22 protein-coding genes are annotated in these 18835 nt (G+C 69.4%); 8 read left to right on the top strand and 14 right to left on the bottom strand.

The genetic code is table 11. The features are described 5' to 3' along the window. Positions 1–30: 30 nt before the first annotated feature. Complete coding sequence (locus tag ABIC65_RS16980; RefSeq protein WP_354310270.1) at positions 31–951, top strand: ankyrin repeat domain-containing protein; 921 nt, start codon at positions 31–33, stop codon at positions 949–951. A gap of 29 nt (positions 952–980) precedes the next feature. Here the strand turns inward: ABIC65_RS16980 and ABIC65_RS16975 are convergent, their stop codons facing one another. Next, the gene (locus tag ABIC65_RS16975; RefSeq protein ID WP_354310269.1) at positions 981–1691 is read right to left on the bottom strand and encodes a GAF domain-containing protein; all 711 of its coding nucleotides are present in this window, start codon (positions 1689–1691) and stop codon (positions 981–983) included. A 225-nt stretch (positions 1692–1916) separates the two neighbouring features. Here ABIC65_RS16975 and ABIC65_RS16970 point away from each other — a divergent pair, with 225 nt between their 5' ends. Together ABIC65_RS16970 and ABIC65_RS16965 are read left to right on the top strand one after the other, a co-directional pair. Next, a complete protein-coding gene (locus ABIC65_RS16970) occupies positions 1917–3221 on the top strand; it encodes a phage tail tip lysozyme (protein WP_354310268.1) in 1305 nt (434 codons plus the stop codon). Further along, positions 3218–3541, top strand: a complete 324-nt coding sequence (locus tag ABIC65_RS16965) for a hypothetical protein (RefSeq protein ID WP_354310267.1) — start codon at positions 3218–3220, stop codon at positions 3539–3541. Before ABIC65_RS16970 ends, ABIC65_RS16965 begins: the two co-directional genes overlap by 4 nt. A 4-nt stretch (positions 3542–3545) precedes the next feature. On the opposite strand, the gene ABIC65_RS16960 is transcribed toward ABIC65_RS16965, so the two are convergent. Beyond that, a complete protein-coding gene (locus ABIC65_RS16960; protein ID WP_354310266.1) occupies positions 3546–3923 on the bottom strand; it encodes a hypothetical protein in 378 nt (125 codons plus the stop codon). A gap of 123 nt (positions 3924–4046) precedes the next feature. On the opposite strand from ABIC65_RS16960, the gene ABIC65_RS16955 reads away from it, so the two are divergent. Beyond that, on the top strand, positions 4047–4517 hold the full coding sequence (locus ABIC65_RS16955) for a hypothetical protein (RefSeq protein WP_354310265.1): 471 nt from the start codon (positions 4047–4049) through the stop codon (positions 4515–4517). A gap of 11 nt (positions 4518–4528) precedes the next feature. On the opposite strand, the gene ABIC65_RS16950 is transcribed toward ABIC65_RS16955, so the two are convergent. The 12 genes from ABIC65_RS16950 to ABIC65_RS16895 are packed head-to-tail and all read right to left on the bottom strand — an operon-like array spanning position 4529 to position 15223. Next, complete coding sequence (locus ABIC65_RS16950) at positions 4529–5083, bottom strand: hypothetical protein (protein ID WP_354310264.1); 555 nt, start codon at positions 5081–5083, stop codon at positions 4529–4531. Further along, the gene (locus ABIC65_RS16945; RefSeq protein ID WP_354310263.1) at positions 5080–5535 is read right to left on the bottom strand and encodes a hypothetical protein; all 456 of its coding nucleotides are present in this window, start codon (positions 5533–5535) and stop codon (positions 5080–5082) included. The genes ABIC65_RS16950 and ABIC65_RS16945 overlap by 4 nt, the downstream gene beginning before the upstream one ends. Further along, complete coding sequence (locus ABIC65_RS16940; protein WP_354310262.1) at positions 5525–6844, bottom strand: FliI/YscN family ATPase; 1320 nt, start codon at positions 6842–6844, stop codon at positions 5525–5527. The genes ABIC65_RS16945 and ABIC65_RS16940 overlap by 11 nt, the downstream gene beginning before the upstream one ends. Continuing rightward, positions 6841–7428 (bottom strand): FliH/SctL family protein, encoded by a 588-nt coding sequence (locus ABIC65_RS16935; protein ID WP_354310261.1) that lies wholly within the window; start codon positions 7426–7428, stop codon positions 6841–6843. The genes ABIC65_RS16940 and ABIC65_RS16935 overlap by 4 nt, the downstream gene beginning before the upstream one ends. Continuing rightward, complete coding sequence (locus ABIC65_RS16930) at positions 7425–7901, bottom strand: hypothetical protein (RefSeq protein WP_354310260.1); 477 nt, start codon at positions 7899–7901, stop codon at positions 7425–7427. Before ABIC65_RS16930 ends, ABIC65_RS16935 begins: the two co-directional genes overlap by 4 nt. Beyond that, positions 7898–8662: a type III secretion system inner membrane ring lipoprotein SctJ gene (gene sctJ / locus ABIC65_RS16925; RefSeq protein ID WP_354310259.1), complete on the bottom strand. Its 765-nt coding sequence runs from the start codon at positions 8660–8662 to the stop codon at positions 7898–7900. The genes ABIC65_RS16930 and sctJ overlap by 4 nt, the downstream gene beginning before the upstream one ends. After that, positions 8659–9081: a hypothetical protein gene (locus ABIC65_RS16920; RefSeq protein ID WP_354310258.1), complete on the bottom strand. Its 423-nt coding sequence runs from the start codon at positions 9079–9081 to the stop codon at positions 8659–8661. The genes sctJ and ABIC65_RS16920 overlap by 4 nt, the downstream gene beginning before the upstream one ends. 2 nt (positions 9082–9083) lie before the next feature. Next, entirely contained in the window at positions 9084–9392 is a 309-nt protein-coding gene (locus ABIC65_RS16915; RefSeq protein WP_093295479.1) for a hypothetical protein, read from the bottom strand. Then, the gene (locus ABIC65_RS16910; protein ID WP_354310257.1) at positions 9389–10609 is read right to left on the bottom strand and encodes a hypothetical protein; all 1221 of its coding nucleotides are present in this window, start codon (positions 10607–10609) and stop codon (positions 9389–9391) included. Before ABIC65_RS16910 ends, ABIC65_RS16915 begins: the two co-directional genes overlap by 4 nt. Then, positions 10606–12444 (bottom strand): type III secretion system outer membrane ring subunit SctC, encoded by a 1839-nt coding sequence (sctC, locus tag ABIC65_RS16905; protein WP_354310256.1) that lies wholly within the window; start codon positions 12442–12444, stop codon positions 10606–10608. Before sctC ends, ABIC65_RS16910 begins: the two co-directional genes overlap by 4 nt. Beyond that, complete coding sequence (locus ABIC65_RS16900; protein ID WP_354310255.1) at positions 12441–14402, bottom strand: flagellar biosynthesis protein FlhA; 1962 nt, start codon at positions 14400–14402, stop codon at positions 12441–12443. The genes sctC and ABIC65_RS16900 overlap by 4 nt, the downstream gene beginning before the upstream one ends. Positions 14403–14404: 2 nt before the next feature. Further along, positions 14405–15223, bottom strand: a complete 819-nt coding sequence (locus tag ABIC65_RS16895) for a lytic transglycosylase domain-containing protein (RefSeq protein ID WP_354310254.1) — start codon at positions 15221–15223, stop codon at positions 14405–14407. Positions 15224–15719: 496 nt separating this feature from the next. Between ABIC65_RS16895 and ABIC65_RS16890 the strand changes: the two genes are divergently transcribed. The 4 genes from ABIC65_RS16890 to sctR are packed head-to-tail and all read left to right on the top strand — an operon-like array spanning position 15720 to position 18834. Beyond that, positions 15720–16877, top strand: coding sequence for an EscU/YscU/HrcU family type III secretion system export apparatus switch protein (locus ABIC65_RS16890; protein WP_354310253.1), 1158 nt, complete (start codon positions 15720–15722; stop codon positions 16875–16877). Between the two features lie 24 nt (positions 16878–16901). Continuing rightward, positions 16902–17222 carry a flagellar biosynthetic protein FliO gene (gene fliO / locus ABIC65_RS16885; protein ID WP_093295485.1) on the top strand — a complete coding sequence of 107 codons (321 nt, stop codon included), beginning with the start codon at positions 16902–16904 and terminating at the stop codon, positions 17220–17222. Then, positions 17222–18139 (top strand): FliM/FliN family flagellar motor switch protein, encoded by a 918-nt coding sequence (locus ABIC65_RS16880; protein ID WP_354310252.1) that lies wholly within the window; start codon positions 17222–17224, stop codon positions 18137–18139. Before fliO ends, ABIC65_RS16880 begins: the two co-directional genes overlap by 1 nt. Further along, positions 18136–18834 carry a type III secretion system export apparatus subunit SctR gene (gene sctR / locus ABIC65_RS16875; protein ID WP_354310251.1) on the top strand — a complete coding sequence of 233 codons (699 nt, stop codon included), beginning with the start codon at positions 18136–18138 and terminating at the stop codon, positions 18832–18834. Before ABIC65_RS16880 ends, sctR begins: the two co-directional genes overlap by 4 nt. Position 18835: the final 1 nt, after the last annotated feature.

Raw genomic sequence — 18835 nt, 5'->3', positions numbered from 1 at the left:
GGGCTCCCCCACTCCCTACAGCATGGGCCTGTGAACCGCCGCGTCCGCATCCTCGCCGCGCTGATGCTGGCGGCAGCCCCGATCGGAGGATGCATGGCCGCCGCGCCCAGTTGCTACACCAAGCGCGCCTCGGTTGTGCTGCCCGACCGTACCCGCGTCCTTGCGCATCTGAACAACGGCGCCGCGGGCCGGGCACTCGCCGAGGCGATCTTCGACGGCCGCGTCGAGGACGCACATGCGATGCTGGCGCGCGATCCGCGGCTGGTCGGCACCATGGTGGTCGACGATCCCAAGGTCCCGCAGCCCCCCGCCGGTCAATATGGCGACTTGCTCACCATCGCCGTCGCCCGCTGCGATGCCGATGCGGTGACCATGCTGTTCGCCGCCGGCATGCCCAGGGACGGCGTGAAGCCGGGCGCGGCGCTGTCGCTGGCGATCCTGGCCGACAGCCCGGCCATGGCGGAGCAGTTGCTCGCGGCCGGCGCGTCACCCGACCCGCAAGCCACCGGCAGCGAAAGCCCGATGCGCAACGCAATCGCCTTCGGCCATCTCGGCGGGGTGATGACGCTGCTCCGCCACGGCGCTGATCCGCGCCGCACCGATCGCTTCGGCATCGACCCCGTTCGCATGGCCTTGGACGCCGAACAGGCCGAGATCGCCGAGCTGCTGGTCGAAAAAGGGGGCACGCTGTGGAGCGTCGCCGACGACGGCAGCATGGCCGCGCACGCGCTGCTCGACCAGCCGGTGATCTTCACCAGCCCCGAAATGCTCGCCGCACGCGCCCGATTGCTCGAACGCGCGCGCAACGCCGGCTTCGGCTGGCCCCCGCCCGATCGAGCGACGGTCAAGAAACAGGTGGCAAGCGGCAGTTGGCCCACACCCGCCATGGCCAAGGCAGGGATGGTCGTGGCGCCCGCGGTACTAGAGCGGCTCCGCGCGACGAAGAACTAACGCCTGCCGGAGATGCAGGCCGGTCGCGGTCAACGGCTCGTCGGACGGTTCGTCGCATCCGCAGTCGCCCCGCTGGCCTGCATTCCGCTCGATTCCCAGTTCGGCTCCAGCGTAGCTTCCAGCCGTCGAAGTTCGGCATCGAGTGCTGCGACCGTCTCCTCGTCCCGTTCCGCCATGGCGAAGCGGATGCGCGAGGAGAGCTCCGCAATGGCGAATTCGGCATAGGCAACCGCATTGGATTCGCGATTGATCACCACCGAAGCGTTCCCCGCGAGCGTCCGAAGCGTCTGCAGCGCATCGGACCCGACGGTGCGTGGCTTCTGGTCCAGCAGGCACAGCGTCCCCAGCGCGAGGCCGTCGTTCGTGACGAGGGGCGCCGCATAATAGGCCCGCACGTTCATCTCGATGACGGCAGGCGCGAACTTGAAGCGCTGCTCCTGCCACGCGTCGGCGACACAAAGCGGCGCAAAGCCGGGTACCTTGATGGCGGCGTCACAAAAGCTGTCGGGCCGATCGAATTCGCGAGGATCGAAGCCATAGGCGACCGCAAGCCAGAGCCGCGACCGATCAACGATGGAAACCGCGGCGAAGGGAAACCGCGTCGCCTTCGCGGCCTGTTCTACAATCTGGGAAAGCTCCGCATCACCGCGCATGCCAAATACGCCGCTGGTAAGCACACGGGCCTGGCGCCGCAGTTCGATCAGGCGCCGCGGGTCGCTCTCGATCGTCTCCAAGTTCATGCTCTATCCCTTTGATGGCACGACGATATTATGGTTCGAACACGCGATTGGGCAACAGGTTTCAGCGTGAGCTTCGACGTAAAAGGAAGGGGATGCAATGGCGGCATCGCACGGCGAAGCTTCCGCACGGGCAGCAGGAGCAGGTCCCCCCCCTAAACGAATCGTCGAGAGACAGCTCCGCCGCTCGATGCGACCTTTGCTCCCGAAAGTTCAGGGAGGCGTTCCATGCTCGACTCGATCAGCCGCACCGGTACATCCGGCGGTGTCCGCAGTGGTGATAGCGGCGGCTACACCGTCCGCCACGGGGACACGCTGTCGAGCATCGCGGCACGGAACGGCGTGTCGCTTTCCGCCCTGCGCGCGGCCAATCCGCAGATCCGCAACCCCAACCTGATCTTTCCCGGCCAGACGATCGCGCTGCCGCAGTCGGGTGGCGCACACTATACTGTGCAGGCGGGTGACACGCTTTCGGGCATCGCCGCCCGCTTCGGGCTCGACTGGCACGACCTCGCGCTCGACAACGGCCTCGCCAATCCGGGCATGATCCTGCCGGGCCAGACGCTGCGGCTCAACGGTGGTGGCGGCGCACGCGTGAACGGTGCCGAAGCTACTGGCGGCGTTGGGGGCAGCGGTACCGGCCGCAACGCCGCCGATGTCGCGCGCCAGTATCTCGGGCGCAACGCCGCCGAGCTTCGCGGCGACCGCAGCGACAATCTGCCGATGAACGCGCAGGTGCCGGCAAACGTCTGCTGCGCCAACTTCGTATCGGCGGTGCTTACCGAAGCGGGGCAGCTGCCGGGCAAGTTGCACACGGATTCGGTTGCCCAGCTCGACAAGACGCTGCGCGCGCAGGGCTGGACCGAGGTCAGCGCCGCACAGGCCAAGCCCGGCGACGTGGTGATCATCCAGGGCGGCGGCGTCTCGCATACCGTGCTTTATGCGGGCAACGGCCAGACGATCGGATCGAACAACCGCAATGCCGACGGCACCCAGAAGGTGACGACGGGCAATCTCTCCTGGGCGCTGTCGCACGGCGCCAAGATTTTCCACGCGCCCAGTTCGGTCACGGCTCCCACCCAGGCGAGCGGCACCGCGGGCACCGGCGCGCCCTCGGCGACCCGCCAGGGCCGGATCGACCAGGCGATGACCTATTTCCAGGCCCAGGGCTGGACCCGCGCGCAGGCGGCGGGGATCGTCGCCAATCTCGATGCGGAAAGCCGGATGGAGCCCAATATCCGTCAGACCGGCGGCGGCCCCGGCTATGGTCTCGGCCAGTGGGAGGGGCCGCGCCAGGCGGACTTCGCCGCCTTTGCCGGGCACGACATCCGCCACTCGACGTTCGAGGAGCAGCTCGCCTTCGTCCAGCACGAGCTCAAGGGCACCGAGAGCGCGGCCGGGCGTCGCCTCGCCCAGGCGACCAGCGCCGGCGATGCCGGGGCGATCGTCTGCCGCTATTATGAACGGCCTGCCGATATCGTCGGCGATTCCGCCTACCGGTCGCAGCTGGCCAACACCATCTTCCAGCGATGATTCTGCTCCCCCTCGCCGCGCTCGCCGCCGCTGCCGTCGCCGAGCCCGCGACCTGCGTGTTCGACATCGCCCCGCCCGAGCCCTGCACCCTTCAGGTGCAGGCGGGGGCCGGCGGCACCCTACAGCTGCGTGCCAAGGGCAAGAGCGGCAAGCAGGTCGTCTTCGCCGGCAAGCATGCCAATGGCTGGTGGGCGGGGACGCTGGACGGCACGCCCGCGATGGGCTTCGAGCGCAACCGCGGCCATGTGGTCTTCTCCACCCGCGCGCTGGACCGGAGCTTCGAATATTGGACCCGCGGCAACGAGCACGGGACCTATTGAGCGCTCAGCCGAAGATCGCCTTCGGCGCGCCGTGCTTCTCCGCCCAATCGGCCCAGGTCACGTCGGTGGGTCCTAGCGCTTCCTCTACGACGCGCCAGCCTGCGCCCGAGCGACGGAACAGCGCGACATAATCCTTCGAGACCATGCCTTCGGCCTCCGCCGAGGCTAGCGGGGTACCGGCATAGCTGATCGGCCGGCCCGCCTTGTCCTGCATCGTAGCGATCAGGAACACCCACGCACCCTGATGGCCGAGCGTGCGCACCAGCAGCCTGGGCGTCTTGCCGATACGGCGGGCGATCGCGTGGTGCGCGGCATCGAGAATGGCGGCGCGATCCGCAGGCGCGACCTCGGCGGCGACAGCAGCGACCAGGGGAAGGATCATCACGCAACTCCCGCAAACAGCGACATGGTTCCGTAGCATTGCCTAAGCGATTCGTGGAGCGCGCGGGCGCCCGCAACCGGCTATCTACGCTGGCATGTTGCATTCCACGGACGAGATTCGGCGATGACCCAGCCCATCGGAATCACTGGCCCGCGCGCGAGCGCGATCGGCGCCGTCGGTGCGGCGGGCAGCACGCCCGGGTCGCTCGCCGGCCAGGCGATGACGGTGCTGAGCAACCGCGTCGCCGGCACCGTGACCCGCGAGCTTGGCCTCGTGCAGGGCGGCCGGTCGCCGCTGCGGGCGGGGGACGCCTATGACACCGAAGGTGTCGCCCGAGATCTCGCCGCTGCGCTGAACGCGAGCCCGGCAGATGCCGGCCGGCTGTCGCGGGCGCTGAACGACTTCACCAGCGAGGTCGCGGCGCTGGTCGCGGCCAGCCCGACCAGCGATGTGCTCGATCGGCTTTCCGATCTCGGCTATGCGCTGCTCGATCCCGATGGGCGGCCCGGCATGAGCGACAGCGACAAGGTCGTCGCCACGATCGACTCCGCCATCTTCCAGCTGCGCGAGGATCCGACGCGGGTCGATCGCTGAGCGACGCGGCCTCAGCGCCGCGCCGTATTCGGGACCGCATTGCCCTGCACCCCTACCTTGCCGACGCGCACCTCGCGGCGGAGCAGCCGCTCGTGCAGTTGCTCGCTCCACTGGGCGGCCACCGCCGGCGGCACCGCGGCGGAGGGGATCAGCAGCACGTTGACCTGCCCTGCCAGGTCGTGCCCCAACACGGCACCCTCCACCTTGTAGCTGCCCAGCGGCAGCGACAAATGCACTTCGGGCTGCGCCGTCTTGCTGACTTCGGCGATGGCAGCCGCGATGCGGTCGAGCTGGGCATGCTGGGCGGGATCGACGGCGCCCGCCGCCGAGGGCCGTGCCGCCACCGCGAGCGCCGCGAAGTCGCGGGGCGCGACCATCGCCGGCTGCCCGTCGGCCTTGTCTATGCCGGGATCCTTAGCCGATCGCTTGCCGGCATGCCGGGACAGCGCATCGGCGAACGCCTTGCGCTGCTTCGGCGCAGCTTCAGGCTCGCCCTTTACCGGCGCGTCACGGGGCGTGGGCGCGGGCTTGCTCTGGACCGCGCCGCTGGTCGGGGCGCCGTTCATGCCCAGCCCCGCGACAGCAGGAAGGCCGCAGCATCGGAGTCGACGCGATCCTCGGCACGGCGCTGCTCGGCGCGGCGGAGGGACTGGTGGTGCGCGGCGACGCTTTCGCTGCGTACGCGGTGATGGTCGAGTGCGCGCCCCGCGGCACCCTGCGCATCGACCGCGAGTTCATGACGCGCACGCTGGTCGCTGGCGCGTGCCGCCGCGCCGATCTCTTCCGCGACGCGCTGGTCGAGCCAGAGCCGTGTCTGCGGGCACGCCGGGCTCGCCTGGAACAGCAGCCGGGCATCGCCGCGCGCGCATGCCGCCGCCGTGCGGGCCGCCTCTGCGGCGCTGGCCGCCGCTTGCGCCTGCTCGGCGGCCTCGCGCGCCTCGATCAGCGCGCGGGTGAGGCGCTGCTCGCGCATCTGGGCGATACGCGCCAGCACGGGCGCGCGATTGTCAGCGGGCATGGTCCATCTCCTCGAAGGTGCGCAGCCGGGCGATGCTCTCGCCCAGCGACGTGCGTTCACTGCCGGACTGGCGCAGATAGGCGGCGATCGCCTGGCGCTCGGCCAGCGCGCGGTCGGCCAGCGGATCGCGGCCGGGCTGATATTCGCCGATCTGGACGAGCAGCTCGATCTCGTCGAGCTTGGCCAGCATCGCGCGCAGCCCATGCGCCGCACGCTGCTGCGCCCCACTGGCGAGCCGCGGAAACAGCCGCGACAGGCTGCCCAGCACGTCGATCGCCGGATAATGGCCGCGCGACGCCAGCTTGCGCGACAGCACGATATGCCCGTCGAGCAGCGAGCGCACCTCCTCGCCGATCGGATCGCCCTCCTCGTCCTCCAGCAGCACGGTGTAGAGCGCGGTGATCGCACCCTCGGCGGCGGTGCCGCTGCGCTCGAACAGCCGCGGCAGCTCGGCGAACACCGAGGGCGGGAAGCCGCGCCGCACCGCCGGCTCGCCCGCGGCCAGCCCGATCTCGCGGAGCGCGCGGGCGAAGCGGGTGACGCTGTCCATCAGCAGCAGCACGTGTCGGCCTTCGTCGCGCAGCCCCTCGGCAATGGCGGTGGCGACATGCGCGGCGCGCACCCGCTCCATCGCCGGGCGATCCGAGGTGGCGACGATCACCACCGAGCGGGCCGAGCCCTCCGCCCCCAGCGTTTCCTCGATGAACTCGCGCACCTCGCGGCCGCGCTCGCCGATCAGCGCGATGACGATCGCGTCGCACTGGGCGTTGCGCGCGAGATTGGCGAGCAAGGTCGACTTGCCGACGCCGGCGCTGGCGAAGATGCCGACGCGCTGGCCGATGCCGATCGGCATCAGCCCGTCGATGGCGCGGATGCCGGTTTCCATCGCCGCATCGATCGGGCGGCGGTGCATCGGGTTGGGCGCATCGCCATGGATGGGCCGGTCGGTGCCGCGGCGCACGCTCCCCAGGCCGTCGAGCGGCTGGAGCCGGGCATCGAGCACGCGGCCGAGCATGTCCGCGCCATAGGGCACGCGGTCCTCACCGCTGCGCAGGATCACGTCGCTGTGCATCGACAGGCCCCGCAAGTCCCCGAGCGGGGTCAGGATCGCACCGCCATCGGCGAGGCCGATCACCTCGGCCCAGAGCGAGAAGCCGGTCTCGGCATCGACGATCTCGCAATTCTCGCCGATCCGCGCGCGCACGCCGGTGACGCGCAGCGTCGTGCCGAGCGCGCCGACGATGCGGCCATGCTGCTCGAACATCGGCGCGGCATCGAGCGCCCGAAGCAGGGCCAGCGGATCGCTCATGCCACCCCCCAGCGCTTGGCGAGGGTTTCGAGCTGGACCGAGAGGCTGGCGATCACCTGCCCCTGTTCGGTGCGGATCGCGCAATCGTGCGCGCCGAGGGCGGGATCGGGCAGGATGTTGACTTCCGCCAGCGCCGCGAGCCGGGCCGCAACCTTCTCGGCCATGTCCGGCGCGACGGCAACGATCACCGCGCCCTGCGGCTGGAGACGATCGAGCGCGCGGGCGACCAGCGCCGGCACCAGCGTCGCATCCTCCAGCTCACCCAGCACGGCATGCACCGCCGCCAGCGCCGCCTCGGCGATCTCGTTGCGCCGGGCCTGTTCCTGCGCGTCGATCGCGGCGGCGAACTGCGCGATCTTGCCGGCGAGCAAGTCGTCGATCGCAGTCTGCGCCTCTGCGAGTGCGCCGGCATATGCTTCATCCCGCGCAGCGTCCGCGGCTTGGACCGCCCGCGCTTGTGCCTCGCGCACCGCGCCGAGCAGCGCCACCGCGTCAGCGAAGGACTGGTGCTCCTCGCGCTTGATCACCGCACGCTCGCTGAACAGCAGCGCAGCGTCATCGGCATGGACGAGGTGATAGGTCATGCGAGACGCTCCGCGATACCATGGGCCCGGATCAACAGATCCCGCGCCACGGCGTCGTCGCAGGCGCCGGGGAACCGATCCTGCAAGGCGAGCGGCAAGGCGGCCTCCAGCAACTGCGTGCCGGCGGCGAGCACGCGCTCGGGCGGCGGCAGCTTCTCGGCCCCGGCCATTTCCGGCACCTCGGCTTCGCAGACCGCATCGAACAGCGGCTCGCCGACCGCCGCCGCCAGCGCCGCCAGCCGCGGCCCCGAAAGCTCGGCATCGATCGCCCGGCGATGGCGCAGCAGCCCCGCCGCCGCGGCAATCCGGGCGCGCTGTTCCTCGGGCGCGTCGAGCCAGTCGGGCAGCTTGGCGAGATCGCCGAAGCGCACCGTCGGCTGCCCGCTCGCCCGCCGGGCAAAGCGCGCGCCGCGCCCCTGCCCGCAATGCCGGGCAAGCAGCGCCAGCTTGGCGGTCCGCGTCTCCCGGTTCATCGCTGCACCGTATCCGGCAAGGTGGTCCGGGGCTTGCGCATCCGCCACAGCCCGCGTCCGGCAATCGCCAGCACGATCAGCGCGACCACGCCGATCGCCCCCCGCATCAGCGTCGAGACCGACACCATGCCCTCGCTCTCCGGCAGCACTGGCACGGCCTGCGCCGGCACCATCACCACCGAGACGCGATCATAGGTGAGCCCGTCGATCGAGTTGGTGACCAGCGACTTGATCGCCCCGGTCTGGCTGCGCAGGTCGAAGCCGGTGCGGTATTTGACGAACACCGATGCCGCCGAAGGCTTGGCCTCGCGCGACAGCGGATCGGCCTCCGGCATGGTAAGGTGCACGCGTGCCTGGACCACGCCGTCGATGCCGCTGATCGTCCGGCTCAGCTCCTGCGACAGGCCGTAGATCAGCCGCGCCCGCTCCTCGAGCGGCGTGGAGGTGAAGCCCTCCTTCTTGAACACCGAGCCGAGCGAGTCATAGTCCTCGTGCGGCAGGCCATGCGCGCGCAGCGTCTCCACCGCGCGGGCGAAATCGGCCTGGTCGACGGCGATGCTCCACTGGTCCTTCTCCCCCGCCACCTTGGTCGCGGTGATGCCAGCCTGGTTGAGCACGGCGATCATCTCGTTGGCGGCCGGTTCGGTGAGCTTGCCATAGACTTCCTGCCGGCTGCAGCCGGCAAGCCCGAAGGCGGCGATCACCAGCAGCGGCGCGGCGATCCGCGCCTGCCAGCGGCGGGCGGGGGCGCGGCCGCTCATTGCTGCTTGAACAATTGCTGCACGCCGTCCGAGCTCCGGTTGGCGATGTTGGAGGTTAGCTGCGCCTGGAACATGAATTCCGAGCATTTCATGTTGAGCTGGACCATCTCGCCGGGCGTCAGCTGCCCGCCGCTGGCCTCGGCCGTCTCGGCATAGCGCGAGACGGCGCGGGCCTGGACGTTCACCTGGTCGAGCGCGTTGAACATGCCCTTCATCGCCGGCGGTATGGGCCCGGCGGCGACATTGCCCTGCACCCCGCCCATCTTCTCCAGCGCCGCCTGGAAGCGCGCATCGAACTGCGGGGTGGTGGCGCCGCCGCCATGGCCGCCGGGGGCGAGCAGCTCGAAGGCGCGGGACACGCCGTTCGCGCCCTGCCCCCCGGCCGGCGCGACCAGCGCGCCGATCGCATCGATGCTCATCGTCAGTTCTTCCGCGCCATGGTTTCGAGCGCCTTGGAGACGCTGTCGATCGAGCTGTGCGAGCTGTTCGCCATGAAGCTCATCCGCATCGATTCGGTGGTCAGCTGGGTGATGTCGGAGGGCTTGTCGCCGCCCTGGCTCACCACGTCGGACTGGGCGGTGATGGTGTCGGCCTGGGTGTCGAGCGCCTTGCCCCAGGCTTCGCCGAACGCCTCGAACCAGTTGCCCTTGCCGGTGCGGCTCTCGGTGGTGCCCATGTTGCCTAGCGAGGCGATCGTGCCGAGGACGGCGCTGTTGATCGGGTTGGTCATTGGGTGGTCACTCCGTTGGTGTCGCCGCCAGGGGTGGTGGAAGGTGCCGGGGACGGCGGCGTGCTGGGTCCCAGGACGAGTTCTTCGATCCGGCCGTCGCGCTCGAAGCTGGCGCGGCCGTTGCCGATGGCGACGATGCGGTGGCCGGTCGGCACCGTGGCGCCGGCGAACCAGCGGGTGCCGTCGGCGGTGGTGAGGTAGCCGGGGTCGCCGTCGACGAAGGTGGCGAGGCCGTATTCCGAGCCCGAGAAGAAATACTGCAGGTCGCGGTCACCGCGCTTGCCATCGGTGGCGAAGTCGACACGGGCGATGCCGGGCACGTCCTCCTTGATCAGCCGGGCGAGATCGGCCTGGCGATCGGCGGGGAGGAATTCTGCTTTCACCATCAGCGTGTTGCCGCGGCGCGGGATGGCCTCCGCGTCCACCCCCTGCGCGCGCAGGAGATCGGTGGCGGCGGCGGCGAGGCCGTCCATCGTCTCGACATCGAGCGTCGCCGGGCCGATCTGCTCGGCGACGATCTGCCGCAGCCGGGCGAGTGCGGCGTCGTCCTTGACGATCCCGCGCACGATCGTGCCGTTGCGCGTCTCCTCGACCTTGAGGTCGCGGAAACCCGCGGCGGCGAGCATCGCCTGCTCGCCCGCCGTGTCGTGCAGCTGGCGTGTCGCCCAGCGGATCGCGGGCGGTGCGAACAGCAGGAGCAGCAGCAGCGTGGCCACGGCGGCGGCATAGGCGGGCCAGTATCGGTCGAGCGCCAGCGCGCCGCGCATCGGGTAGAGCCGCGTCGCCACCCGCTCGGGGATCGCCGCGCGTTGCGGCGCGAGGACGGGTGCATCGGCGGCGGCTGGCGCGACCATGGGAGCCAGCCGAATGGCGTCGTCCCAACGCGGATCTTCGGGTTCCCCGATAGCGACGGCTACCGAACCGACCAGCATCGGCACGAAGGGCGGCAGCGACGCCTGCTCGCCCGCCGCGACCGGCCGCCCGAGCAGGGTCACCTGCCCCGCCGCCACGCGGACGCACGCCATGCCCTCACCCAGGTCGAGCTCGAGCGACACGCCGCGCGCGGAAGGATCGCGCAGCACGATGTCGTGCTCGAACCCATGCCCGACGCGGACGAACTTGCCCCGGTGCAGCCGATGCTCGGCGCCCGACAGGCGACCGTTGAGCACCCGCAGCACCATCGTGCCGGGCTTCACCGGGGCGAAAGGCGCGTTCACCGGCGGGCCCTCCGGCTGCGCTTCTGGTGACGGTCGCCCGCCGCCTGGATCTGCTCGATCGGAATCGGGTTGGTGGCCGAGGTCGGCTGCACCGCCGCCGCCTGCTGCCCGCGACGCGAGACGACGCGCGGGGTGATCAGGAAGATGCGCTCGAAATGCTGGTCGCCCTTCTTGCGCTTGCGGAAGGCCTGGCCGAGCACCGGTATGTCGCCGGCCACCGGCACCTTCGACTTGTAGTCGTACGAGGTCTCGACGGTCATGCCGCCGATCAGCAGGCTCTCGCCCTGCTTCACCACCGCGCTAGTGTTGATGCTGCTCTGCTTCACCGCCGGGATGCCGTCGACGACAAGGCCGGTGGGCGAGCCGTCGAGGATCTCGATCGCCATGCGGGTGCGCAGCTCGCCGCCGTCATAGAGGATCGACGGGTTGACCCGCATCACCATGCCCGCGGTCACCGGGAACAGGTCCACCTGCCGGTCGCCGGCGACGCGGACATAATACTGCACCTGGTTGTTGAACACGGCGGGGATGTTGTTGAGCGTGCTCAGCCGCGGCCGCGAGATCACGCGCAGCGCGCCGGTCTTCTCCAGCGCGGTGATGCGCGCGGCGAACAGGTCGAGCCCGCCGGTGAGGTACGCCGCACCGACATTGCCGCTGGAGAAATTGCTGGCCGGGTTGGTCGCGTTGCCGCCGAACAGCGCGCCGAGCCCGCCGGTCTTGAAGCCGAAATCGAGCCCCAGTTCCTTGAGCTTGCTGGTGTCGAGCTCGAGGATCGTCGCCTCGATCTCCACCCCGCGCGGCTCGACGTCGAGCGCGCGGACGATGTCCTCATAGACCGTCATCGATTCGGGGCGATCGCGGATGAGCACGGCGTTGTTGCTGGGATCGACCTCGACGCGCGGGCCGTTGATGTCGCGCACTGCGGCTTCGCGCACCACCACGGTATCGAGCCCGGGCGTGCCCTGCTGGTCGAAGCTGCGCTGCGCCTCGTCGGGCGGCACGGCGTTGAGGCCGCGCCCACCGAGGCGGGGCAGCGACTGGCGTTCGGCCTCGAAATTACCGCTGGTCGAGACGGTCGAGCTGGGCCGCCCATCGCCCATCATCCCGCGCAGGATCGACCCGACGCCGGGAATGGTGATGGTGCGATCGAAGCTCTTCTGGATCGTGTCGTCGGCGCGGGCATAGCGGAGGTAGAAGATCCGCACCTCATAGGGCGAGCGGGTGGTCGCCCCGCTCAGCAGCTTGGAGCGGAGCGGCGAACTCGCCACCGTCTCCATCGCGGCAGGCCCGAGCAGCGGCGAGACGATCGGCGCGTTCGAGGACGTGGCCGAAGCCTGGATCACCGCCGGGTTGCCCGCGGTGCCCGCCAGCTGTGCCACGCGGTCGAGGAAGGCCGGCACGCCGGTGGCGCTCACCGAATTGCTCGCGGCCGAGACGCGGTTGGCATCGTCGAGGATCCGCAGCTTCTGCGCATCGCGCACCACCGCCTCCGGATCGGCGGCGTTGAAGCTGCGCGACGTCACCTCGGCCGCGGAGTACACCCGCACCACTGCGCCGTCATAATAGGCGACGAGGTTGAAGGCCTTGGCGAGCTGGGTCCACACCTGCCGGGGCGTGCCGACGAACACGCCGTTGACCTTGCCGGTCACCGCCGAGCTCACCTTGGCCTTTACCCCGGCCTGGCCGAACAGATCGACCACCGCGACGTCGACGCGCTGGTTGCGCGCGGTGAGCGTGATCCGCTTCTGCCCCATGGGCGGCGTCTCGGCGGAGGCGGCGACCGGCAGCAAGGCGGTACACGCAAGCAAGGCAAGGAAGCGCTTAGCGCGGATCATAGGGAAACCTCGTCCGACATCTGGTTGGTCAGGCTCTCCGGGGCGGCGTTAATTTCGCCGACGATGTCGAGCGGCACGGCCGGGTTGAGCTCGTTGAAGCTGATCACCGGCACCTCGAACAGGTCGCCCGCGATCAGCAGGCGCAAGGGCCGGCGGAGATCCTGCGCGGTGAGGATCGCCCGGGCGCCGCTGCTGGCGAGCTGGGTGGAAAGCAACGCGATCAGCGCGCGCATCTGGTGCGGATTAATCGCGAGGCGCATCTGCCCGTCGACGGGGGTGACGGTCTGGCGGATTGTCTCCTCCAGATCGGCCCCGACGATCAGCACGCGGAGGCGCCCCGCCTCGCACAGCGGCGCGATCAGGTGGCGGCGCATCGCCACGCGGACCCGCTCGGCCATCGGCACGGCTTCGCGCTCGTACTGGCCGACCTCGCCGATCGCCTCGATCGCGTCGCGGAAGTTGCGCAGCGGCACGCTCTCCTCGGCGAGCAGGCGCAGCACTTCGCCGATCCGGCCGGTGGGCACCGCGCGCACCGCTTCCTTGACCACTTCCGGGTGCGTCTCGCCGAGCCGGTTGAGGTTGTCGGTGACTTCCTGCAGGCCGAGGAACAGGCCGAGATTGCGTTCGAGCAGCTGCGCGACCCGCGCCGCCGCCACGTCCGGCAGCGCGCCGGCGTCGGTAGCTCCGCCGCCCAAGGGCGCATCATGCGCGCTGAGCAGCCATTCGCCTTCGTTCAGCCGCGCATCGGGAACGACGCGCAGGTCCGGAATGGCGATGCCGGCCCGCGTCTGGAGCGCGGCGGCGCCTTCGCGCAACCGGTCCGCCAGCGCGGCAAAGGCGGGGTGCTGCGGCGGCAGGCCGACGGCGAGCCGCAGCGGATCGACCACCGGCAGCGCCTGCGCGGCGATCAGCGTCTCGCCGGTCGCGACCGCCGTCTCGCCCGAGGCAAGACCCAGCCGCGTCCGCAGCCAGGCGCCCGAGGTCGGGTGGAGGAACGCGCCGCCCAGCAGCAGCGCGCTCGCCAGCGCGAAGAAAATGAGCGTCGGGAAGCCCGGCACCAGCCCGAGCAGCATCGCCAGGCCGCCGGCGATCATCAGCACATGCGGCTTGCCGGTGATCTGCCGCGCGATCGCCGGGCCCAGGTCGCTGTCGCGCTCCTCGTCGGTGGTGCGGGTGACCAGCAGGCCCGCCGCCATCGCCGAGAACAGCGCCGGCACCTGCGCGACCAGTCCGTCGCCGATCGTCAGGATCGAGAAGGTCGTCGCCGCCTCGCCCGCCGACATGCCGTGGTAGAGCATCCCCACTGCCAAGCCGCCGAGCAGATTGACCAGCACGATGATCACCGAGGCGATCGCATCGCCCTTCACGAACTTCATCGCGCCGTCGAGGCTGCCGTGGAGCTTGCTCTCCATCTCCAGCGTGCGGCGCTTCTCGCGCGCCTCGTCCTTGGAGAGGATGCCCGAGCGCAGGTCGCTGTCGATCGAAAGCTGCTTGCCCGGCATCGCATCGAGGCTGAACCGCGCAGCGACTTCGGCGACGCGCTCGGCGCCCTTCGAGATGACGATGAACTGGACGATGGTGATGATCAGGAACACCACCAGCCCGACCACGAGATTGCCGCCCGCGACCATCTCGCCGAACTGCTGGATGATCTCGCCGCCATCGACATGGGTGAGAATCATCCGCGTCGTCGAGATGCTGATCGCCAGCCGGAACAGCGTGGAGAGCAAGAGCACCGTCGGGAAGGTCGAGAAATCCAGCGGCTTGGCGACGTACATGCAGCTGAGCAGCAGCAGAATGCCCACCGTCATGTTGGTGGCGATGAACGCGTCGAGCGCCAGCGGCGGCATCGGCACGATCATCAGCAGCACGACGGTGACGACGCTGCCGACCAGCAGCATGTCGGCCACGCGCAGCGGCATGCGGCGCAGACCGCGCAGGATCAGGGCTGGGGCCATGGTCAGCGGCTCCGCGCGGCCTGTTCGGCGAGCAGCCGGCTATACCGGCCCATCACGCCGGCGACATAGGATTGGGTCTCGCGGTACGGCGGGATGCGGTTGCCGTAGCGCCGCACCGCGCCCTCGCCCGCGTTATAGGCAGCGAGCGTCAGGTTGAAATCGTTGAACCGGTCGTGGAGCTGGCGCAGCAGCCGCGCGCCGCCATCGACATTGGCCTCGGCATTGGATGCCGACACATTGAGCATCCGCGCCGTGCCCGGCATCAGCTGCATCAACCCATGCGCACCGACCGGGCTGCGTGCATCCGCACGGTAGCGCGATTCCTGGTCGATCACGGCATGGAGCAGCAGCGGATCCACGCGCCGCCGCGCCGCGACCCGCTGGATCATCGCATCATAGCGGGTGGCATAGGATACCGGCCGCATCGCCAGGATCGCCGCGTCCGAGGCAGCCGCCGTCAGCGACGAGGGCTCCTGCCGGACCGGCGCGATCGCCGCGACGCGGAGCGTGGACGCGGGCATCGGCTCCGCTTCACGATGCTTCTTGCCCGAGACCAGCTGGAAGGATGCCGCGCGGTCACCCGAGGAACCCTCCTCGGCCTCCGGCGCGATCCGCACATCCTTCGGCATTTCTGCCGGAGTGCCCGGCGCGACGACGATGTTGCTGCACCCCTGCAGAGACTGGATCCCCGCCAGGGACGCCGCGTCCGCCACCCGCAGGGTCGCGGTCAGCGCACAAGGCGGTGGCGGCGGGGTCTTGTCCCGCGACCATGCCGCTTCCGGAATAATCATCGCCGCACCGCACAGGGCCAGCGACGACACGCTAAGAACTACTCTACACATTGCATCGCTCCCCAGCCGATGGCGCTCTTGGCCAACAGTTGTCTCAGCACGATGCCCCACAATTCCCGGCCTGCTCGTCCAGGAACACCTATAGGCTGTCGCGATTTTCTTACAATTTCAAGTCGATATTCAGAAATATTTCGCAGTGTTACGGCGCGACGAACGGAGTAATTATGTCGATGAACTGAGGAACTTTTTGAGCTTCGCGTTTTGTTGACACGCGTGTCAGCACAACTGATCGCCGCTGAGCAACCGCCCACCGCGACTCGACTCATAGCACATCGTTATATATCAATGGCTTAGCTAATCCATTTTGCATCCGGCATGGATTTTGCCTGTTGCATCCGGGAACCGGTTACAGGATTTTAACGATGTTGCTGCCCCGCCCCACAGGCAGACAATGTGTCGACCTGCTCGACCTGCCCGGACACCTGGCGACTATGGTCGCACTGTCCGGCAGCAAGAGTTCAACTTCATGAGCCAAGGCAAGGACAGCGCCGACAAGAGCGAGCTCCCGACGCCGAAGCGGCTGCAAGATGCGCGCAAGAAGGGTGACGTCGCCAAGTCCAAGGATCTGGCCACCGGACTTCTTACGCTCGCCTGGTTGCTGCTGTTCGTCGGAGTCTCGGGCTATGCCGCGAGCGAACTCGCGCGCCTCGCCACCGATGTGGTGGCGCAGGCCGCGACGGGTTCGTTCGAGCAGACCGCCCCGGCGATCGGCTGGGACGCGGCCTGGACGCTGCTGCGCCTCACCTTCGCCACGCTGGTCCCCGCCGCGCTGATCGGCACCTTCGCCGAATTCCTCCAGGTCGGCCCGATGATGACGACCGAGAAGATGAAGTTCGGGCTGGAGAAGCTCAACCCGATTGAGGGCCTCAAGCGGATGTTCGGGAAGGACGGTCTGTTCGAACTCGCCAAGACGCTGGTGAAGGCCGGGCTGATCTGCGCGATCGGCTACCTTGTCTACCGGAGCGCGCTGTCCAGTTCCGGCCAGCTGATTCGCCTCGCGGCTACCTCGCCGATCGACCAGTCGCGTGAAGGTGCTGCGCTCAGCACGATCGGCCTCACCTATTCGCTGACGCTGCAGATGCTGGCGATGGTCGTCGCGGTGTTCCTGTTCGTCGCGGTCGCCGACCGGATCTATTCGAAGCACAGCTTCATCAAGAAGATGAAGATGAGCCGCCGCGACATCAAGCAGGAGCACAAGGAGAGCGAAGGCGATCCGCAGGTCCGCGCGCTCCGCCGCGACATGCACCAGGAATGGGCGAACCAGAACCATATCGGCGCTACCCGCGGCGCCGCCGCGCTGCTGGTGAACCCCACCCATATCGCCATCGCGCTCAACTATGACGAGACGACCTGCCCGGTGCCGGTGATCGCCGCCAAGGGCATGGGCGAGCTCGCCGCCGCGATGCGCGCCGAGGCCGAGCAAGCGCACGTGCCGATCGTCCGCAACGTCGCCGCCGCCCGCAGCCTGTGGGCCCGCGGCGACATCGGCGAAATCGTGCCCGAGGACATGTTCGATGCGATCGCTGCCGTGATCCTCTGGGCCGCCAAGGCGAAGAACGGCGACGGCCCGATGCAGCACGACATGGATACCGCCGCCCCGCGCCTCGCCGCGCCACCCCGCTGACAAGACCGGAGAACGTACCGCATCATGGGAATCGGAGCCGTCCTATCCTCGATCCTCGCCATCGTCGTGGCGCTTGCCCTGGTATTGGGCATGGCCTGGGGCGTGATCTGGCTGCTGAAGAAACTGCAGGATCGCCAGCTGGGCGTCGCCGCCAATGGGGAAGGCGAAGCGCCGATCCGCTTCCTCCGCTCGATGCCGCTCGGCCAGCGTGAGCGCGTGGTGCTGATCGAAGCGCGCGGCGAGACGATGCTGGTCGGCGTCACCGCCGGATCGGTGACGCTGCTCGCCCGCTGGCCCGAGGGGCAGGCCCCGGCCAAGCCGCTGCCGGCGCAGGTGCGCTTCTGATGGCGACGATGCTCCGCCTGGATGCACTCGACCTACCGCGGGTGGATCCCGCGCGCGATGCGCTGGCCGGCGCGGTCGCACGACTGCTCGAACATGCCGGTTTCGCCGTCGAGATCGTCGCGGCGCCGCCGCGCGGCAGCTGGTTCCGCTGTGCCGATGGTAGCCGATTCCGCCCCGGCGGGACCGCTCTGCACCCCGAGCGGATCGCCGAAGCCGCCGCAGCGCTGGACGATGCCGCGCCGCTGCTGCTCGCGCTGGAACAGGTGCTCGGGCTGCAGCTCGAACCCGAGGATCTCGGCAGCGCGCCGGACGATGCCGCGCTCCATTTCACCCTCAGCCGCGAAGGCCTGGACACCGCGCTGCTCCTCCCCTGCGACCATCCGCATGCGGCAAACTGGCTCACCGAGGCGGACGGCCTCACCCCGCTCGCCGCGCGCCTCCCAGTGCTCGCCCAGCTGCTGGTGCAGGGTCCCCGGCTCGGCATCGCCGAAGCGGGCGACCTTGCCCCCGGCGATCTCGTGCTGATCGGCGCCCGCCCCCGCGCCACGCTCGAAGCCCCGCATTTCGGCCAGGCCGGTCAGTTCGACCTCGCCGCCGGCAGTTTCACCCCGCATCCCGATGGAGCGCCCATGGAATCCAGCGACGCTGCCCCCTCCCCCCGCGATTTCGCCGTGCCCCTCACCCTCCGCCTGCCCGAGCAGCGGGTCAGCGCCGCGGCGCTCGCCGATCTCCGCCCGGGCGTGGCGCTGCCGCTCGGCCCCGTTTCCGAGGGCATGGCGGTAGAGCTGCTCGTCGCCGGCAGCCCGCTGGCCCGCGGCGAGCTGGTCCAGCTCGGCGATCGCTTCGCGGTGCTGATCGAGTCGCGTGTCGATCTCGCCGAGGGTGCGGTCCGGCAGCCGGTGGAGGTGGAGGCGTGAACCTCGCCCAGTTCACCCCCGGCTCGGCGCTGATCACGGTCGTCCTGATCGCGCTCGCCCCCTTCTTCGCGGTGATGGTGACCAGCTTCACCAAGATCGCCGTGGTGCTGAGCCTGGTGCGCAATGCGCTCGGCCTGCAGCAGGTGCCGCCCAACCTCGTGATCAACGGACTGGCGCTGATCCTCAGCGTGTTCGTCATGTACCCGACGCTGGAGAAGATGCAGGCCGCCGCCGCGGTCCAGGGCCCGGCCACTCCCACCATGCCAGGCGATCCCCCGGCGCAGGCGGAAAACCCGATCGAGAGCACCGGCGACATCTTCGCCACCGCCGACCGCGCCAAGGAGCCGCTGCGCGAATTCCTCGTCAAGCACAGCGACCCGCGCGAGCGCGCCTTCTTCCTGCGCACCCAGCAGCGCATCGGCGATCCCGGCAAGGTCAGCACGCTGCGCGACACCGATTTCGTGATCGTCATCCCGGCGTTCGTGGTGAAGGAGCTCAAGCTGGCCTTCCAGATCGGCTTCCTGATCTTCCTGCCCTTCCTCGTCATCGACATGGTGATCGCCAACATCCTGCTGGCGATGGGCATGATGATGCTGTCCCCGGTCACCATCTCGCTGCCGTTCAAGATCCTGCTCTTCGTGCTGGTCGACGGCTGGGTGAAGCTGAGCCACGGCCTGGTGCTGTCCTATGCCTGAG

The sequence above is a fragment of the Sphingomonas trueperi genome, from assembly GCF_040545665.1.
GTDB classification, from domain to species: Bacteria; Pseudomonadota; Alphaproteobacteria; order Sphingomonadales; family Sphingomonadaceae; genus Sphingomonas; species Sphingomonas trueperi_B.
Note: the sequence above shows the minus strand (reverse complement) of the source record. Positions and strands in the feature narration are given on the sequence as shown.